Annotated in this window: 15 protein-coding genes; 11 read left to right on the top strand and 4 right to left on the bottom strand. The window is 69.7% G+C overall.

Going from position 1 to position 15809, the window contains the following annotated elements; all coding sequences use genetic code 11:
• Window positions 1-912, bottom strand: a 912-nt coding sequence (trpS, locus tag ACRDSQ_RS15515) for a tryptophan--tRNA ligase (protein ID WP_431421878.1), incomplete at its 3' end; no start/stop codon positions are given.
• Window positions 913-1102: 190 nt separating this feature from the next.
• On the opposite strand from trpS, the gene ACRDSQ_RS15510 reads away from it, so the two are divergent.
• Window positions 1103-1408 carry a YciI family protein gene (locus ACRDSQ_RS15510; protein ID WP_431421876.1) on the top strand — a complete coding sequence of 102 codons (306 nt, stop codon included), beginning with the start codon at window positions 1103-1105 and terminating at the stop codon, window positions 1406-1408.
• On the opposite strand, the gene ACRDSQ_RS15505 is transcribed toward ACRDSQ_RS15510, so the two are convergent.
• Window positions 1405-1578, bottom strand: coding sequence for a hypothetical protein (locus ACRDSQ_RS15505; RefSeq protein WP_431421874.1), 174 nt, complete (start codon window positions 1576-1578; stop codon window positions 1405-1407). The two genes, ACRDSQ_RS15510 and ACRDSQ_RS15505, sit on opposite strands and share 4 nt — an antisense overlap.
• A gap of 204 nt (window positions 1579-1782) precedes the next feature.
• On the opposite strand from ACRDSQ_RS15505, the gene typA reads away from it, so the two are divergent.
• From typA to ACRDSQ_RS15455, 10 genes are all read left to right on the top strand, one after another.
• The gene (gene typA, locus ACRDSQ_RS15500) at window positions 1783-3702 is read left to right on the top strand and encodes a translational GTPase TypA (RefSeq protein WP_431421872.1); all 1920 of its coding nucleotides are present in this window, start codon (window positions 1783-1785) and stop codon (window positions 3700-3702) included.
• 133 nt (window positions 3703-3835) lie between these two features.
• Window positions 3836-5512, top strand: coding sequence for an ABC transporter family substrate-binding protein (locus ACRDSQ_RS15495; RefSeq protein ID WP_431421871.1), 1677 nt, complete (start codon window positions 3836-3838; stop codon window positions 5510-5512).
• 230 nt (window positions 5513-5742) lie between these two features.
• Entirely contained in the window at window positions 5743-7539 is a 1797-nt protein-coding gene (locus ACRDSQ_RS15490; RefSeq protein ID WP_431421869.1) for an ABC transporter family substrate-binding protein, read from the top strand.
• Between the two features lie 148 nt (window positions 7540-7687).
• Window positions 7688-8686, top strand: a complete 999-nt coding sequence (locus ACRDSQ_RS15485) for an ABC transporter permease (protein WP_431421867.1) — start codon at window positions 7688-7690, stop codon at window positions 8684-8686.
• Window positions 8679-9599 (top strand): ABC transporter permease, encoded by a 921-nt coding sequence (locus ACRDSQ_RS15480; RefSeq protein WP_431421866.1) that lies wholly within the window; start codon window positions 8679-8681, stop codon window positions 9597-9599. The genes ACRDSQ_RS15485 and ACRDSQ_RS15480 overlap by 8 nt, the downstream gene beginning before the upstream one ends.
• The gene (locus ACRDSQ_RS15475; RefSeq protein ID WP_431421864.1) at window positions 9599-10738 is read left to right on the top strand and encodes an ABC transporter ATP-binding protein; all 1140 of its coding nucleotides are present in this window, start codon (window positions 9599-9601) and stop codon (window positions 10736-10738) included. Before ACRDSQ_RS15480 ends, ACRDSQ_RS15475 begins: the two co-directional genes overlap by 1 nt.
• Window positions 10735-11727: an ABC transporter ATP-binding protein gene (locus ACRDSQ_RS15470; RefSeq protein WP_431421863.1), complete on the top strand. Its 993-nt coding sequence runs from the start codon at window positions 10735-10737 to the stop codon at window positions 11725-11727. Before ACRDSQ_RS15475 ends, ACRDSQ_RS15470 begins: the two co-directional genes overlap by 4 nt.
• Window positions 11728-11839: 112 nt before the next feature.
• Entirely contained in the window at window positions 11840-12712 is an 873-nt protein-coding gene (gene mshB, locus ACRDSQ_RS15465; RefSeq protein WP_431421861.1) for an N-acetyl-1-D-myo-inositol-2-amino-2-deoxy-alpha-D-glucopyranoside deacetylase, read from the top strand.
• Entirely contained in the window at window positions 12709-13119 is a 411-nt protein-coding gene (locus tag ACRDSQ_RS15460) for a hypothetical protein (protein ID WP_431421860.1), read from the top strand. The genes mshB and ACRDSQ_RS15460 overlap by 4 nt, the downstream gene beginning before the upstream one ends.
• Complete coding sequence (locus ACRDSQ_RS15455; protein ID WP_431421859.1) at window positions 13112-13942, top strand: hypothetical protein; 831 nt, start codon at window positions 13112-13114, stop codon at window positions 13940-13942. Before ACRDSQ_RS15460 ends, ACRDSQ_RS15455 begins: the two co-directional genes overlap by 8 nt.
• On the opposite strand, the gene ACRDSQ_RS15450 is transcribed toward ACRDSQ_RS15455, so the two are convergent.
• Window positions 13939-14643: a GNAT family N-acetyltransferase gene (locus tag ACRDSQ_RS15450; RefSeq protein WP_431421857.1), complete on the bottom strand. Its 705-nt coding sequence runs from the start codon at window positions 14641-14643 to the stop codon at window positions 13939-13941. The genes ACRDSQ_RS15455 and ACRDSQ_RS15450 overlap by 4 nt on opposite strands.
• Before the next feature lie 80 nt (window positions 14644-14723).
• Window positions 14724-15647 carry an IS607 family element RNA-guided endonuclease TnpB gene (gene tnpB / locus ACRDSQ_RS15445; RefSeq protein ID WP_431421856.1) on the bottom strand — a complete coding sequence of 308 codons (924 nt, stop codon included), beginning with the start codon at window positions 15645-15647 and terminating at the stop codon, window positions 14724-14726.
• Between the last annotated feature and the right edge of the window lie 162 nt (window positions 15648-15809).

Below are 15809 nucleotides of genomic sequence, written 5' to 3'. Positions count from 1 at the left end.
GCGTTCGGCCGCCCGTTCCGCGCCCGCCTTGCGGATGCGGTCGAGTTCCTCCTGATCCGCCAACAGCTCCATGGCTCCCTTGCGGATCGGACGCAGTTCCTCGATCACTGCCTCCGCCACCGCCTCCTTGACCGCCCCATACGACGTGAACGAGAGCTCCCGGACTGGCGTCCCGGTGCACGCCGACAGGATTTCCAAGAGGTTGGCCAGTCCCGGCTGCGAGTCCGGGTCGTAGGTAACCCGTTCCAAGCCGTCCGTCACCGCACGGCGGATCTTGCGGCGGATCAGGTCCGGCTCGTCGAGGATGAAGACGCTTCCCGCTGTGTCCTGTGTGGACTTCGACATCTTCCGCGTGGGCTCCGTCAGATCCCGCACCCGGGCCGCGGTCGGGGGCATGACCGCCGACGGCACCGTGAACACCTCCCCATACGTCGAGTTGAACCGGCGGGCCAGACTTCGGGCCAGTTCCACGTGCTGGGCCTGGTCGTCGCCGACCGGGACTTCCGAGGCGCCCTGCAGGAGGATGTCGGCGGCCATCAGGACCGGGTACGTCAGCAGCCCGAGCCGGACCATCCCCTGGCCATCCGACTTCTGCATGAACTGCGTCATCCGCGCCGCCTCGCCGTAGGAGCAGGTGCACTCCAGGACCCAGCTCAGCGCCCCCAGTTCCCGCACGAGGTCGGACTGGACGAAGACCTGTTCCGGTGAGATCCCCGCCGCCACCAGCACCGCCAGCAGCTCACGGGAGAGCACTCGCAGCCGCGCCGGGTTGTAGGACACCGTCATCGCGTGCAGGTCGCTGACGAAATAGAGGTCGCCCGGGCGGCCCTGGGTCGCCCAGCGGCTGATGGCGCCCAGGTGGTTGCCGATGTGGGCGTGGCCGGACGGGGTGATGGCGGACAAGCGGGTCATTCCGGGTCTCCTCGGTCAGTCGCCACCCGGACCGGAAACCAAAAGGCCGCCCGATCGGGCGGCCTGGTCGTTGCTCAACGCAGGGGTCAGGGCCGCCGGTCGGCGGTCCACCACTTGGTCACGTTGAGAGTTCGCATCGATACCACGCTAGCGGCCAGCGGGGACCCTGGCAAAGGTTTACCTTTAGGTCATGTACGTCGTATTGATCACTTACACAGCTCCGCTGCAAGAGATCGATTACGTGCTGCCGGACCACACCGCGTGGGTCGGCAAGCAGTACGAGGCAGGCTACTTCCTGGCCTCGGGGCGTCGGGACCCGCGCACCGGCAAGGTGATCATCGTCCGGCCGATGAACCGGGACAAACTCAAGGCGTTGCTGGCCACCGACCCGTTCTCGCTGCGCGGGATGGCGCACTACGAGGTGATCGCGTTCGACGCGACACGGACGTGTCGTGAGCTTGCGCCGTACAACGAGGCGATCATGGAGCCGCTCTAGGCGGCCTTCTTCATCTCGGCCTTGACCCGCTTGAGGGCCAGGACCGGGCACTTCCTGCATGCCGACTTCGAGCGGCAGCACTTCTTCTTGACCTTGCCCTTTTTCATCAGCTTCTTGACCCGGTCCGCAGGTGAAGCGCCTTTGCCCGCACCCATATCGCGACGCCCCATCGGTCGGCTGAACGTGCTGCTTAGGTTAGGTTAACCTCTCCACATCGGCGCGTGGTGCTGCTCACACCAATGGACCAGCTATCCTTGGGTAGCCATCAGCAGCCCTTTCGGCTGCGCGGCTGCCCCCTTCAGCGTTGACTGCGATTGCGGGCTGCCCTAAACGCCCGAGCCTAAAACGCCCGAGAAGGAACCAGGAGCACGCGCGTGCCCACAGCGACCGCCAGCGCCGAGTTGGCCTCCGCCGACCTCCGCCGCAACGATCTCCGCAACATCGCGATCGTCGCGCACGTCGACCACGGAAAGACGACGCTGGTCGACGCCATGCTGCGTCAGTCCGGCGCCTTCGAGGCCCGGGCCGAACTCGTCGACCGCGTCATGGACTCCGGTGAGCTCGAACGCGAAAAGGGCATCACCATCCTGGCGAAGAACACCGCCGTGCGTCGCCAGACGCCCGACGGCCCGATCGTCATCAACGTCGTCGACACCCCCGGCCACGCCGACTTCGGTGGCGAGGTCGAGCGCGGCCTGGCCATGGTCGACGGTGTCGTCCTGCTGGTCGACGCCAGCGAGGGCCCGCTGCCCCAGACCCGCTTCGTGCTGCGCAAGGCGCTGGCCTCCGGCCTGCCCGTCGTGCTCGTGGTGAACAAGGTCGACCGCCCCGACGCCCGCATCGCCGAGGTCGTCGAGGAGACCCACGACCTGCTGCTCGACCTGGCCTCCGAGCTCGACGACCTGGACGAGTCCGTGCTGGACCTGCCCGTCGTCTACGCCTCCGCGCGCGCCGGTCGGGCCAGCCTGAACCAGCCGGAAGACGGCGGCCTCCCGGACAGCGAGAACCTGGACCCGCTGTTCGACCTGCTGATGGCCAAGATCCCCGCGCCGAAGGCCGACATCGACTCGCCGCTGCGCGCGCTGGTGACCAACCTCGACGCGTCGAGCTTCCTCGGCCGCATCGCGCTGTGCCGCATCCACGCGGGCAAGATCCGCAAGGGCCAGACCGTGGCGTGGCTGCGTGAGGACGGTTCCGTCTCCAACGTCCGCATCACCGAGCTGCTGGTCACCGAGGCCCTCGACCGCGTCCCCGCCGAAGAGGCGAGCGCGGGCGAGCTGGTCGCCATCGCCGGTATCCCCGACATCACCATCGGCGACACGCTGGCCGACATCGACAACCCGGTGGCGCTGCCCCGGCTGACCGTCGACGAGCCCGCGATCTCGATGACGATCGGCTGCAACACCTCACCTCTGCAGGGACGCAGCGGCGGCAGCAAGCTCACCGCCCGCGTGCTCAAGGCCCGTCTCGACAGCGAGCTGGTCGGCAACGTGTCCGTGCGCGTGCTCAACACCGAGCGCCCGGACACCTGGGAGGTGCAGGGCCGTGGCGAGCTGGCCCTGGCCATCCTGGTCGAGCAGATGCGCCGCGAGGGCTTCGAGCTGACCGTCGGCAAGCCGGAGGTCGTCACCCGCCAGATCGACGGCAAGTTGTGCGAGCCGTTCGAGCGCCTGACGGTCGACGCCCCCGAGGAGTACCTCGGCGCCATCACCCAGCTGCTGGCCAACCGCAAGGGACGCCTGGAGCACATGGGCGGACACGGCAGCGGCCGCATCAAGGTCGAGTACGTCGTCCCGTCGCGTGGCCTCATCGGCTTCCGCACCGACTTCCTGACCGAGACCCGCGGCACCGGCATCGCCAACGCCATCTTCGAGGGCTACGCCCCGTGGGCCGGTGAGATCCGCAGCCGCCACTCGGGCTCGTTGGTCGCCGACCGCCAGGGCCCGGTCACCGCGTACGCGATGCTCCAGCTCGCCGACCGCGGCACGTTCTTCGTCGAGCCGGGCGCCGACGTCTACGAGGGCATGGTCGTGGGCGAGAACCCGCGCGCCGAGGACCTCGACGTCAACGTCACCAAGGAGAAGAAGCTCACCAACATGCGCTCCTCCTCCGCCGACGTCATGGAGACGCTGGCCCGGCCGCGCAAGCTGAGCCTGGAGGAGGCGCTGGAGTTCTGCGCCAACGACGAGTGTGTCGAGGTCACCCCGGAGTTCGTCCGGGTCCGCAAGGCCATCCTCGACGCCACCACCCGCGGCCGCACTCGTTCGCGCGAGAAGGCCCGCGACGCGAAGTAGTAGCCGATCTCACACGGGCGGCGTCGGGAACTCCCGGCGCCGCCCGCGTGTTTTCGGGTTGGCTGGGCCGAACCGGTGACGTGGCGGGGACCATGGCACCATGGCCGACCAGCTCACTGTGGGAGGAGCAGGGGTGCGCAAGAGCAGGTGGGTGCTGGCCGCGTCGACGGCCGTGGTGTGCCTGACGTCTTGCACGAACGCCCCTCCGCCGCCGCTGGTGACCACGGAGGTGGCGCAGACGGCGCCCACGCGGCCGGTCAACCCCGGTGAGGCCGTGGTCGGCGTGGACAGCGTCGCGGGCGGGCTGAACCCGCACAAACTCTCCGACCAGTCGATGGTCACCACCGCGCTGGCGCAGGCCATGCTGCCGTCGGTGTTCCGCACCGGCCCGGACGGCACCCCGCGGCTCGACCAGACGCTCATGGTCTCCGCGCAGGTCACCAACACCGAGCCGTACACCGTCACCTATCGGCTGCGGCCTGAGGCGTCGTGGTCGGACGCGGCGCCGATCGCCGCCGAGGACTTCGTCTACCTCTGGGAGCGGCTGCGTGACGAGCCCGGCGTCATCGACGGCGTCGGCTATCGCCTGATCACCAATATCTCCGCGCGCGAAGCGGGCCGGGTCGTCGAGGTCACCTTCGCCAAGCCGTACCCCGGCTGGCGCTCACTGTTCTCCTCACTGCTGCCCGCGCACCTGGTCAAGGACAGCCCGGGCGGCTGGGCGAACGTCCTGGCCGACAACTACCCGGTCACCGGCGGCCCCTTCTCGCTGCGCCTGCTCGACCGGGTGCGCGGCGAGGTCATCCTCGAGCGCAACGACCGCTACTGGGACCCGCCCGCCGCCCTCGACCGGATCGTGCTGCGCCGCGGGGACCTCAACGGCATCACGGGCGCTCTGCGGACCGCACACAACCAGCTGGCCCTCACGGCGCTCGGAGCCGAAGGTGTCACGCAGGTGGCCGGGCTGGGGGCCACGGTGACCCATAAGACGGTCGCGCGGCCGTCGGTGGCGACCGTGTTGCTCCGCCCGGTCAGCCCCGCCATGGCCGACACCAGGGTCCGCTCCGCGATCGCCGCCATCGTCGACCGCGGCGCGCTGGTCAAGGCGGGCACCGACGGCGGCCCGCAGTCCGCCCTCACGGCCAACGCGCAGGTCCTCGCGCCCGGCACCGCCGGCTACACCGCGACCGGGCCCGACACCGGTCCGGATCCCGCGCTCGCCGAGCGCCTGCTCACCGAGGCCGGATACCTCAAGACGGCAGGCATCTGGACCTCGCCGAACGCGGTGCTCAACCTGGTCATCGCCGTGCCCGCCGACCGCCCGGCCTATACCGCGATGGGGGCGGAACTGCGCAGGCAGCTCACCGCCGCCGGTATCACCGTCAAGGTGGTCACCCCGCCCGCCGCGGAGCTGTTCACCACGCTCCCGACGGCGGCGACCGCCAAGGACCCGGTGGACCTGCTCATCGCCCCGATGCCGGTGAGCCAGGACCCGGCGACCGCGCTCGCGACCCGCTTCGGCTGCGCGACCGCGTCGGACGAGCCACCCGCGCCGGTCGCGGCCAACCCGGTCGGATTCTGCGACCCGACCCTGCAGGGCACCATCGACTCCGCCGTCACCGGCGAGGTGCCGCTCTCCGCCGCGCTCGCGGCGCTTGAGCCGGTGCTGTGGAGCCGGGCCCTGACGCTGCCGCTGTACCAAGAGGCCGACGATCTCATCGTCCGAAACGATATGACCGGCGTCACCGCCGGACCGCCGATGTCGGGCCCGTTCGCGGGCGCGGCGGCCTGGCGGCGCTCGGCCAAGTAGCCCACTGCGGGTCACCGGATTTCTGCTCTCGGTGAGTGATGATAACGGTCACCTACGGTGCTACCGGCTGGTTGTCACCCTTTGGTCACGATCGCCCGTCCACCGGTGACCGATGCCTGTCTCGTTCCTACCGTCGCCGGGAGTGCGCCGCCGAACGAACCGTCCGGGGGCGAGTAGAAGGCTGTGCCCGCGCCAGACCGGTGCGGGCGCGGCGTCGGGTAGGAGGGCAAGTGCCAGTGAAGAGGTCCACTCTGTCGGCGGTGGCCGCGGTGGTCGGGGCGTCGCTCGTCCTGAGCGGCTGCGCCGGGTCGGCGGGCAAGGACGGCGGCGGCACCGAACCGACCGGCGACATCGCGGCGATGGCCATCGCCAAGGGCGAGTCGGGTGCCAACTACACCTCGCCCGAAGTGCCGGTGACGGACGCGAGCTACATCGTCTCGACCGACAACCCGTTCACGGCGTACAACAACGTCACCGCGGACGCCAACAACTCCTACAACACCTTCGCGCTGACCAAGGTGCTCTCCGGCGCCCACCTGCTCGACGGCAACAACAAGGTCCTGCTGAACAAGGACGTCATGGAGTCGGTCGACGTCGTCAGCAAGGTGCCGCAGGTCGTGTCCTGGAAGATCAAGGAGGGCGTGACCTGGTCCGACGGCGAGCCGTGGGACTGCGATGACTTCCACCTGGCCTGGCTCAGCCAGACCGGCGAGATCAAGAACTCCCAGGGCAAGGACATCTTCGCCGCCGCGGGCACGAACGGCTACGAGCTGATCGAGAAGGTGCAGTGCCCCACCCCGTTCGAGGTGGTGGCCACCTTCGAGGACACCTACCCCGACCACAAGAGCCTCTTCGGCATGTCGACGGACATCCTTCCGGCGCACATCCTGGAGCAGGCCACCGGCGTCGCCGACATCACCAAGGTGCTGCCGACCAGCGACAAGGCCACGCTCAACAAGGTCGCCGAGTTCTGGAAGACGAAGTGGAACGGCTTCGACGCGGCCCTCATGCCGTCGTCGGGCCCGTACAAGATCACCGGCTTCGAGCAGAACAACTCGATCACCCTGGAGCGCAACGAGCGCTGGCAGGGCAAGCCCGGGGGACCGGCGAAGCTGGTGCTGCGGGGCATCTCCGACCAGGTCGCCCAGGCCCAGGCGCTGGAGAACGGCGAGGTCGACGTCAACTCGATGGCCCAGCCCGACGCGAACGCCGCCGAGCAGCTGCGCAGCCTGCGCTCCCAGGGCGTGCGGTTCGGCGCGGCCAACGGCCTCGGCTTCGAGCACCTCGACCTCAACTTCAAGAACAAATGGCTCCGCGACCAGGCGGTGCGCCGGGCGTTCATGCAGTGCGTCAACCGCGAGGAGCTGACCGACAAGCTCATCCGGCCGGTCCTGGAGACCGCCAAGCCGCTGGGCAGCCTGGCGTTCTTCCAGGGTGAGGCCGGCTACACCGACAACTACGCCGCCTACCAGGGCGACGCCGACGCCGCGAAGACGACGCTGGTTTTCGCCGGATACACCTTCGACGCGGACGGTTTCGCCACCAAGGGGGGCGAGAAGGTGTCGCTCAAGATCAGCCACACCGACATCCCGCGACGCAAGCAGACAGTGCAGCTGATTCAGTCCCAGTGCAAGCCCGCGGGCCTGGAGATCATCGACGACGTCGACCCGAACTTCCTCGACACCCGGGTCAGCCAGGGCGATTACGACATCGCGCTGTTCGCCTGGTCCGCGGCGCCGTTCAAGTCGACCCAGAAGTCGATCTACTCCACCGGCGGCGGCCAGAACTGGTCGGGCTACTCCAACCCCAAGGTCGACGCCGCCTACAAGAGCGCGAGCAGCAACCTCGACGAGGACGCCGCCCGCCGCTCCTACGCGGAGGCCGACAAGCTGATCGCCGAGGACAACTACTCTCTACCGCTCTACCAACTGCCGAACATGTGGGCGTGGAAGGGAATCGACAAGGTCTACTTCCAGTCGTTCAACGGCGCTCTCTGGAACGCCAACGAGTGGATCAAGACCTCGTAAGCCGATCAGCCGCCCAGCGCGGCTCGCACCACCGGAGGGGCCGAACCTCGGTCCGGTCCCTCCGCCCGGGCACTCCGGCACGGCGCACGACGCCCGCTCTGGGGTCGAGCGGCCACCCCCGCCGCCCGGGCGCCACCAAGGAGTTCCCGTGTTGCGCTATACCGTTCGACGGCTGCTGATCTCGGCGCCGATCCTGCTGGTCGGGAGCCTGCTGGCGTTCTTCATGGTCGCCGCGGCGGGCAACCCGGCCGCGGAGATGCGAGGCAGGCCCGGGGTCACCGAGGCCCAGGTCAAGGCCCTGGAATCGAGCATGGGTCTCGACCAGCCGATCATCGTGCGCTACTGGAACTGGCTGGTCGACTTCCTCGGCGGCGACTGGGGGCAGAGCATCGCACTGGGCCAGGCGAAGGTCGACGTGTTCGACTCGACCATGCGGGCTCTGTGGATCACCGTGCGGCTCGTCGTCGGCGCGGAGGTCCTGGCGATCCTGCTCGGCGTGACGCTCGGCGTGCTCGCCGCCGTGAAGCAGTACTCGTTCCTGGACTACCTGGCCACGTCGAGCGCGTTCCTGGTGTTCTCCATGCCGGTCATCTGCGTCGCGGTGATACTCAAGAACTACGGCATCCAGTTCAACAACGTGCTCGAGTCCATGGGCATGGATCGGTGGCTGAGCACGGTCAGCCCGGCCACCGGCGGCTTCCAGGGCGACTTCGGCGAGCAGGTCTTCAAGTACACGGGCACCTACCTGCTGCCGACCCTGACGCTCGCGCTGATCAGCTTCGCCGCGTACAGCCGGTTCCAGCGGGCCGCGATGCTCGAGACCCTGCACTCGGACTACGTGCGCACCGCGCGGGCCAAGGGGATCTCGCAGAGCCGGGTGATCTTCCGGCACGCGTTCCGCAACGCGATGATCCCGGTGGCCACCCTGTTCTCGCTGAACTCCGCCGCGCTGCTCTCGGGCGCGATCGTCACCGAGACGGTGTTCGGCTGGCGGGGCATGGGCCACCTGCTGGTGCAGTCGATCCGCTCGTTCGACCCGTACATGCTCATGGGCTGGCTGATGGTCACGGCCACACTGGTCGTGCTGTTCAACCTGGCTGCCGACATCCTGTACGGCATCCTCGACCCGAGGATCCGCCTTGCCTAGCGACCTGCCCCTCCCGGTCCTCCCCGCGGTCACGCACGTGCCCGGCGAGTTCGACACCACGAAGGCGCGCAAGCAGAGCACGATGATCCTGCGCCGGTTCTTCCGGCACCGGCTCGCCGTGGCCAGCCTGGCCGTGTTCCTGCTGGTCGTGGCGTTCGGCTTCCTCGGGCCGCTGTTCTGGACCGTCGCGGTGGACGACACCCGCAGCCGCGGCTACCTCCCGCCGAGCCCGGCGCACCCGCTGGGCACCATCCAGGCGGGCAACGACATGCTCGCCCAGCTCATCCGCGGCACCCGGCTCTCGGTGCAGATCGCGCTGGTCGTGGCCCTGGGCTCGACCGTCGTCGGGGTCATCCTCGGTGCGCTCGCCGGCTACCTGCGCGGGTTCGCCGACGGCGCGATCAGCCGCTTCATCGACCTCATGCTGATCATCCCGCAGATCGCGGTCGCGGCGATCCTGGTCCGCGCGCTCGACGGCAGCTGGTACATGGTGGCGGTCATCCTCGCCGCGTTCGGCTGGATGCAGGTCGCCCGGATCACCCGCGGCGAGACGCTGTCCCTCGCCCAGCGGGAGTTCATCGAGGCGGCGCGCGCCGCGGGGGCCGGGACCCGGTGGATCATCTTCCGGCACCTGGTGCCCAACATGATCGGCAGCATCACGGTCAACGCCACCCTGGCCGTCGCGACCGCGGTGCTCTCGGAAACGGCCCTTTCGTTCATCGGCCTCGGGGTCCAGTCCCCGGACACCTCCCTCGGGCTGATCATCAGCGAGAACTACTCGCAGATCACCATGCGGCCCTGGCTGTTCTGGGGTCCCTTCGTCGTCATCGTGCTGCTCTCCCTCGCGGTGAACTTCATCGGCGACGGGCTGCGCGACGCGTTCGACCCCAGACAGACGAAGGTGCGTGCCTGATGGCCCCCGTCCGCACCGACCCGGTGCTCGCCGTCGACGACCTCTCCGTCACGTTCCCGACCGAGGACGGCGACGTCCGCGCGGTCCGGTCGGTGTCCTACGCGCTGCGTCCGCGCGAGGTCCTGGGGATCGTCGGCGAATCCGGTTCCGGCAAGTCGGTCTCATCGATGGCGGTCATGGGCCTGCTCCCGCGCAACGCGAAGGTGACCGGGTCCATCCGCTACCGCGACCGCGAACTGGTCGGGCTGTCGGACAAACAGCTGCGGACCGTGCGCAACAACGGCGTGGCGATGATCTTCCAGGACCCGATGACCTCGCTGAACCCGGTGTTCACCATCGGCTGGCAGCTCGCCGAGGCATACCGCGCGCACCACTCCGTCTCGCGCAAAGCCGCGTGGGCCAAGGCCGTGGACGCATTGGCGCTGGTGGGGATCCCGCAGCCCGCCCGCCGCGCCACGCAGTACCCGCACGAGTTCTCCGGCGGCATGCGCCAGCGCGTGGTCATCGCGATGGCGATCATCAACGACCCCGACGTGATCATCGCCGACGAGCCGACCACCGCGCTCGACGTCACCGTGCAGGCGCAGATCCTCGAGACGCTGCTGCGCATCCGCGACGAGACCGCCGCGGCCATCGTGATGATCACCCACGACCTCGGCGTCGTGGCGGGCATGGTCGACCGGGTGCAGGTCATGTACGGCGGCACCGTCGTCGAGTCGGCCCCGGTCGACGGCCTGTTCGAATATCCGCGAATGCCTTACACCGTGGGCCTTCTGGGCTCACTGCCCAACCCGGCGGTGCTGGGCAGGAGGCTGACCCCGATCAAGGGGACGCCGCCGTCGCTGATCAACCTGCCGACCGGCTGCGCGTTCTCCCCGCGCTGCCCGCTGGTGATCGACGCCTGCCACGACACCGAGCCCGCGCTGGAACCCGCCGACGGGCGCGACCACTTCACCCGCTGCCACCGCTGGCGGCACCTGGCGGGCCTGCGCAGGCCGCGGGAGCTCTTCGAGCACGACGAGATCGGCGTGCTGGAGAACCCGGCCGCGCTGACCGCCGCCGACCACGGCCTGCCGGTCGCCGAGGACCTCGCGGTCGTCGAGCGCAGGCTGCGCCGCGGCGAGAGGTCGACTTCATGACCACGCCCCTGCTGCAGGTCCGCGACCTGGTCAAGTCCTTCCCCGTGCGTGGCGGCGGCATCATCCCGCGCACCATCGGACAGGTGCAGGCGGTCGCCGGGGTGACCTTCGCGGTGCGCTGCGGCGAGACGCTCGGGCTGGTCGGCGAGTCCGGCTGCGGCAAGTCCACCACCGGCCGGGCCATCCTCCAGTTGCACCGGCCCACGTCCGGTTCCGTGGTGTTCGACGGCCACGAGTTGACCACCATGCGGCCCGGTCCGCTGCGCGCCCTGCGCCGGGACATGCAGATCGTCTTCCAGGACCCGTACGCCTCGCTCGATCCGCGCTGGCAGGTCAACGACATCGTCGCCGAACCGCTGCGCGTGCACGGGACCGACAGCGCCAAGGGCACCCAGCGCCGCGTCGACGAGCTGCTGGAACTGGTCGGGCTCAACCCCGAGCACCGCAACCGGTACCCGCACGAGTTCTCCGGCGGGCAGCGCCAGCGCATCGGCATCGCCCGCGCGCTCGCCCTCGACCCGAAGCTGGTCGTGCTCGACGAGCCGGTGTCCGCGCTCGACATGTCCGTGCAGGCCGGGGTGGTGAACCTGCTGGAGGAACTGCAGCGCAAGCTCGGCCTCGCGTACCTGTTCGTCGCCCACGACCTGTCGGTCATCCGGCACATCTCGCACCGGGTCGCGGTGATGTACCTGGGCAAGATCGTCGAGATCGGCGACCGGGAGGCGATCTACAACCGGGCCACCCACCCGTACACGCAGGCCCTGCTCTCCGCCGTGCCGGTGCCCGACCCGAAGCGCGAGCGGCGGCGCAAGCGGATCGTCCTCACCGGCGACGTGCCGAACCCGGCGGACCCGCCGTCGGGCTGCCGATTCCGCACCCGGTGCTGGAAAGCCCAGGACATCTGCGCCGTCGAGGAGCCCCGGCTGGTCCGTCACGGCGCCACGTTCTCCGCTTGCCACTTCGCCGAGGAGCGCGGGAGCCTGGCGTAGTAGGGTTCGACGGGGGACTCCAAGTTGTGACTCCCGCGTCGGCCATTCGACGTCGGTGCGCGGTGGACAAAGCCGCACCCGCGTCGCCCTACTTGCGCATAGGCTGAATCCGATGTTGACAGCCCCACCACGACTGCTGCTCGTCCACGCCCACCCCGACGACGAGAGCCTGTGCACGGGCGGGACCATCGCCCGCTACGCCGCCGCGGGCGTCCAGGTCACCCTGGTCACCTGCACCCTCGGCGAGGAGGGCGAGATCATCCCCGGCTCGCTGGGCCAGCTCGCCGCGGACGCCGCCGACCAGCTCGGGGGCTACCGGGTCGGCGAGCTGCGGACCGCGTGCGCCGCGCTCGGCGTCTCCGACCACCGCTACCTCGGCGGCATGGGCCGCTGGCGCGACTCGGGCATGGGCGGCGCCGAGGCGAACAGGCACCCGCGGGCCTTCGCCACCGGTGACCTCGCCGAGCAGACCGACGCGCTGGCCGCGATCCTCGCCGACGTCAGACCCCAGGTCGTGATCACCTACGGTCCCGACGGCGGCTACGGCCACCCCGACCACATCCGGGCCCACGAGATCACCGTCGCCGCCGTGAAGGGCGCCCCTGACGTGCTGCGGACGTACTACACCGTGGCGTCCAAGCAGGCCACCGAAGCCGGGCTGGCCGCGCTCGCCGAGGTCGCGGACCTGCCGTTCACGCTGCCCGTGCCGGGTGAGCTGCCGGTGGTGGACGACTCGGAGATCACCACCAGGGTCAACATCGCCGACTACCTGCCCGCGAAGCTGCGCGCGCTGCAGGCGCACGCCACGCAGATCTGCGTCTGGCAGGGCACCGACGGCACCCACAGCTACGCGCTGTCCAACGGCCTCGCCCAGCCGGTCGTCGACGAGGAGTTCTACGTGCTCGCCGACGACACCACCGGCGACGCCGACAGCGACCTGTTCGGCGGCCTCGCGCCGGTCGAGCACGTGGGCGCCGACCGGTGACCCTCGGCGATCGCGTGCGCTACGGCGGCCTGCTGCTGCTCAGTGTGGTGCTCGCGGTCGTCGAGCTGTTCTTCCTGCCGCTGCGGCTCGACGGCCGGGTGCTGCCGAACCTGGCGTCGATCCCGTTCCCGGTGACCGTGCTGCTGGCCGCGTTCACCCTGCCCTGGCTCGTCGTCGCCGCGTCGCGGTTATCCACCCGCACCCCGGTCGCCGCGGGCCCGCTGTTCGCCTGGTTGGGCACACTTCTGGCGTTCCTGCTCGTCGCCCCGGGTGGCGACCGGATCGTCCTGGCTGATTGGCGCACCCTCCTGCTGCTCGCGGCCGGCGCCTTCCCGGCGGCGGTGAAGATCGGCGACGTGCTGGCGAAGGCGACGATCGAGCGGGCGAGGGGAACCAACCGTGGGTGAGGTCATCACCGACAAGCAGGTCGTCAACGTCCTGCGACCGTTCGTCCGGGCGACGACCCCGATGCTCGACGCGCTGCGCGAGTCCGATCCCCTGGGCCTGGTCCGCCGGGTCCTGCCGAAGTCGGGCGAGCTGAGCTCGGGCGACATCGAGGACGGCAAGCAGCTCGAGAAGGTCGACCGGAACCTGCTGGAGAAGCTCCTCGACGGCCTGGAGAGCGTGAAGGTCCCCGGCACCGAGGCGTGGGACGCGATGTCGGTGGACGACCGCGACAGCTGGTGGGTCAACCGCGTCGGCCGGTTCACCGTGCTGCTGGCCTCGATCCCCGGTCTCGGCGGCGCCCTGGCCGACCGCCTCCCCATCCAGGACGCGCTGGCGACGGCGGGACAGGGCCTGCTGCTCTCGGCGATCGCCTCGGAACACGGCCACGACTCCCAGGCCGACCGGGTCCGGCTGATCGCCAAGATCCTCTTCGACCGCGACATCGACCCCCAGCTGGCCGCGGGCCACGGCGACGACCTGACCGACGAACAAGAGGACGCCGCTGCCGCGGAACTGACCGAGGACCTCCGGGAAAGCTCGGAGAAGCACGGCAAGATCACCGTGAAAGCGGCGGGCCGCACCCTCTGGCGCTTCGGCCGCACGCTGTTCGCGTTGGGCGACGAGCTGGACAAACGACCACAGGGCCGCTTCTACCACAAGGCCATCGGCCTGCTGCCGGTCGTCGGCATGGCCGCGGACTACTTCGGCGAGCGCTCGGCTTTGAAGCGAGCGGCCAAGAAGGGCCGCAAGTGGCTGGCCCAAAACCCGCCGACCATGGCTTAAGGCACCCAGTAGCGGTACCGGTGCGATTCGGCATACCCGAGGGTCGCGTAGAGCGCCTGTGCGGGCATGTTGTCGACCGCCACCTGCAACACCCGGTGATCCGTGCCCGCCCACTCATCCAGACCCGCGAGCAGCGCACTCCCCAACCCCTGGCGCCGGTGATCCGCGGCCACCTCCACGACCGAAACGTGCAGGTACCCCTCCACCACGCACCCGCGGGCCGCGCCGACGAGCCGACCGTCCCGGTGCAGTGCGGCGAACCCGACCCGCGGGCCGGACGTGAGCAGCTGCCGCTGCGCCGGGGTCGGCGGTCCGCCCACGACCAGGTCGAACCACCCCGCGGGCGGTGTGTCGGTCACCGAACAAGCCGGACCAGGCACCGCGTGCGTGCTGACCAGCACCGATGACTCCGCGCCTTTCGGGTGCGCCAGATTCACCGACCAGCCCGCCGACGCGACCGCACGCTCGGTCTCCGACCCGACGATCACCTGCACGCACGGCCGGATCCGCTGCTCGTCGGCGAAGCCCACCACCGCCTCAAGTGCCTGTGCCACCGGGATTGCGGGGTCGCCCACGGCCAAGGCGCTGTTCGCGCGCCCCGTGTAGCCGTCGCACGCGCGCAGGCGCCAGTCGCCGAGGGGCTTCGACACCAACGGGGGCCACGCGTCCGCGCACAGCGCTTCGAGAGTGCTCGGATCCATCTCCGCAGTCTCGCCCCCCTGGCCCGGCCCCGGAGAGTGCTCTTCTTCACCGTTGCGAGTGAGTGAGCATGTGTAAGCCTCTACTCGCAGCTAGCCGTTACCGCCGAGCGGTCCTCGTCTTGCCCGGTTACCCGGCGCGGGGTTGACGTTTCACAGCCACCTGCCGGGTCAGCTCCGGTCTTCTGGTCGGCTCCACGTCCGTTTCGTGTCTCCCAGCCACTCTGGTCGGGACCGACTCGCCGGGACAGGGTCCTCGATGCCGACCGCAGCCGGCGCGGTGCCGCCCTCAGGTGACGCGGGTTGGGCACACACGTGCCGGTGGACAGCACGGCCAGCGTGGAGATGCCCACGTCCACCCCGACTACCAGGTCCGGCCGGGCCGGTTGACGACTAGCTCGCTGGACTTCGACGGTGAACGAGCAGAACCACCGCCCGGCCTCGCGCCGCACGGTCGCCGACAGGATCCGGGCCGTCCCGGCTTCCAGTCGTCGGGCGAGTTTCCGGGTGGATTCGTGGGTCTTGATGCGGCCCAGCCGGGGCAATCTCACGTGGTGTCGATCAGCCTCGACGCGGATGGCGCCGGTGGTGAACCGCACTGCCGGGGTGGTGCGGCGTCGGGCCTTGAACCGGGGAAAACCGACCTTGCGACCCTTGCGCGCGCCCCTCGTTGACTCGGAGAGGTTCCGCAATGCGCGAGCCACGCCGTCCAGGCCGGTGTTGAACGATTCTTTGCCGCACTCGGCCCACCACGGCGCGACCTCGCCCTTGGCGGCGTTCCACGCCCGCCGTAACGCGGGCAGATTCCAGCCCAGGCTCGGGGTCAGCTGATCGCCGTGCAGACCGTAGGCGCGTTCTGCGGCCCGCTGGCCGACGTTCGCCTTCACCGCCGCGAGCGCCCAGTTGAACGCAAACCGGGCCGCCCCAGCGTGGCGCTCCAAATCCCGGACCTGCGCTGGGGTCGGGTCCAGGGCGAACCGGTACGCCCGCATCACGGTCGCGGTCATACCGACTGCGCACTCGTGACCACCGCGACCGCATTGGCTGCCCGACGTGACGCCGACCGGCACACCATCACCTACTCAGAGCGCAACAGTTGGTACCCCCGGATGTGGCGAACGCGGCACACTGGGCGCATGAGTTCAGGATTGATCGACCTGAAGCCGTCC

This window comes from Actinokineospora sp., from assembly GCF_050699995.1.
GTDB lineage: Bacteria > Actinomycetota > Actinomycetes > Mycobacteriales > Pseudonocardiaceae > Actinokineospora.
This window is presented reverse-complemented; position numbering and strand designations above follow the sequence as displayed.

What these genes read in the sequence shown, in the direction of transcription:
- ACRDSQ_RS15510 (WP_431421876.1), top strand. Translation starts at nt 1,103, where the DNA reads ATGTACGTCGTATTGATCACTTACACAGCTCCGCTGCAAGAGATCGAT.
- ACRDSQ_RS15505 (WP_431421874.1), bottom strand. Translation starts at nt 1,578, where the DNA reads ATGGGGCGTCGCGATATGGGTGCGGGCAAAGGCGCTTCACCTGCGGAC.
- ACRDSQ_RS15475 (WP_431421864.1), top strand. Translation starts at nt 9,599, where the DNA reads ATGGCCCCCGTCCGCACCGACCCGGTGCTCGCCGTCGACGACCTCTCC.
- ACRDSQ_RS15470 (WP_431421863.1), top strand. Translation starts at nt 10,735, where the DNA reads ATGACCACGCCCCTGCTGCAGGTCCGCGACCTGGTCAAGTCCTTCCCC.
- mshB (WP_431421861.1), top strand. Translation starts at nt 11,840, where the DNA reads ATGTTGACAGCCCCACCACGACTGCTGCTCGTCCACGCCCACCCCGAC.
- ACRDSQ_RS15450 (WP_431421857.1), bottom strand. Translation starts at nt 14,643, where the DNA reads ATGGATCCGAGCACTCTCGAAGCGCTGTGCGCGGACGCGTGGCCCCCG.
- tnpB (WP_431421856.1), bottom strand. Translation starts at nt 15,647, where the DNA reads ATGACCGCGACCGTGATGCGGGCGTACCGGTTCGCCCTGGACCCGACC.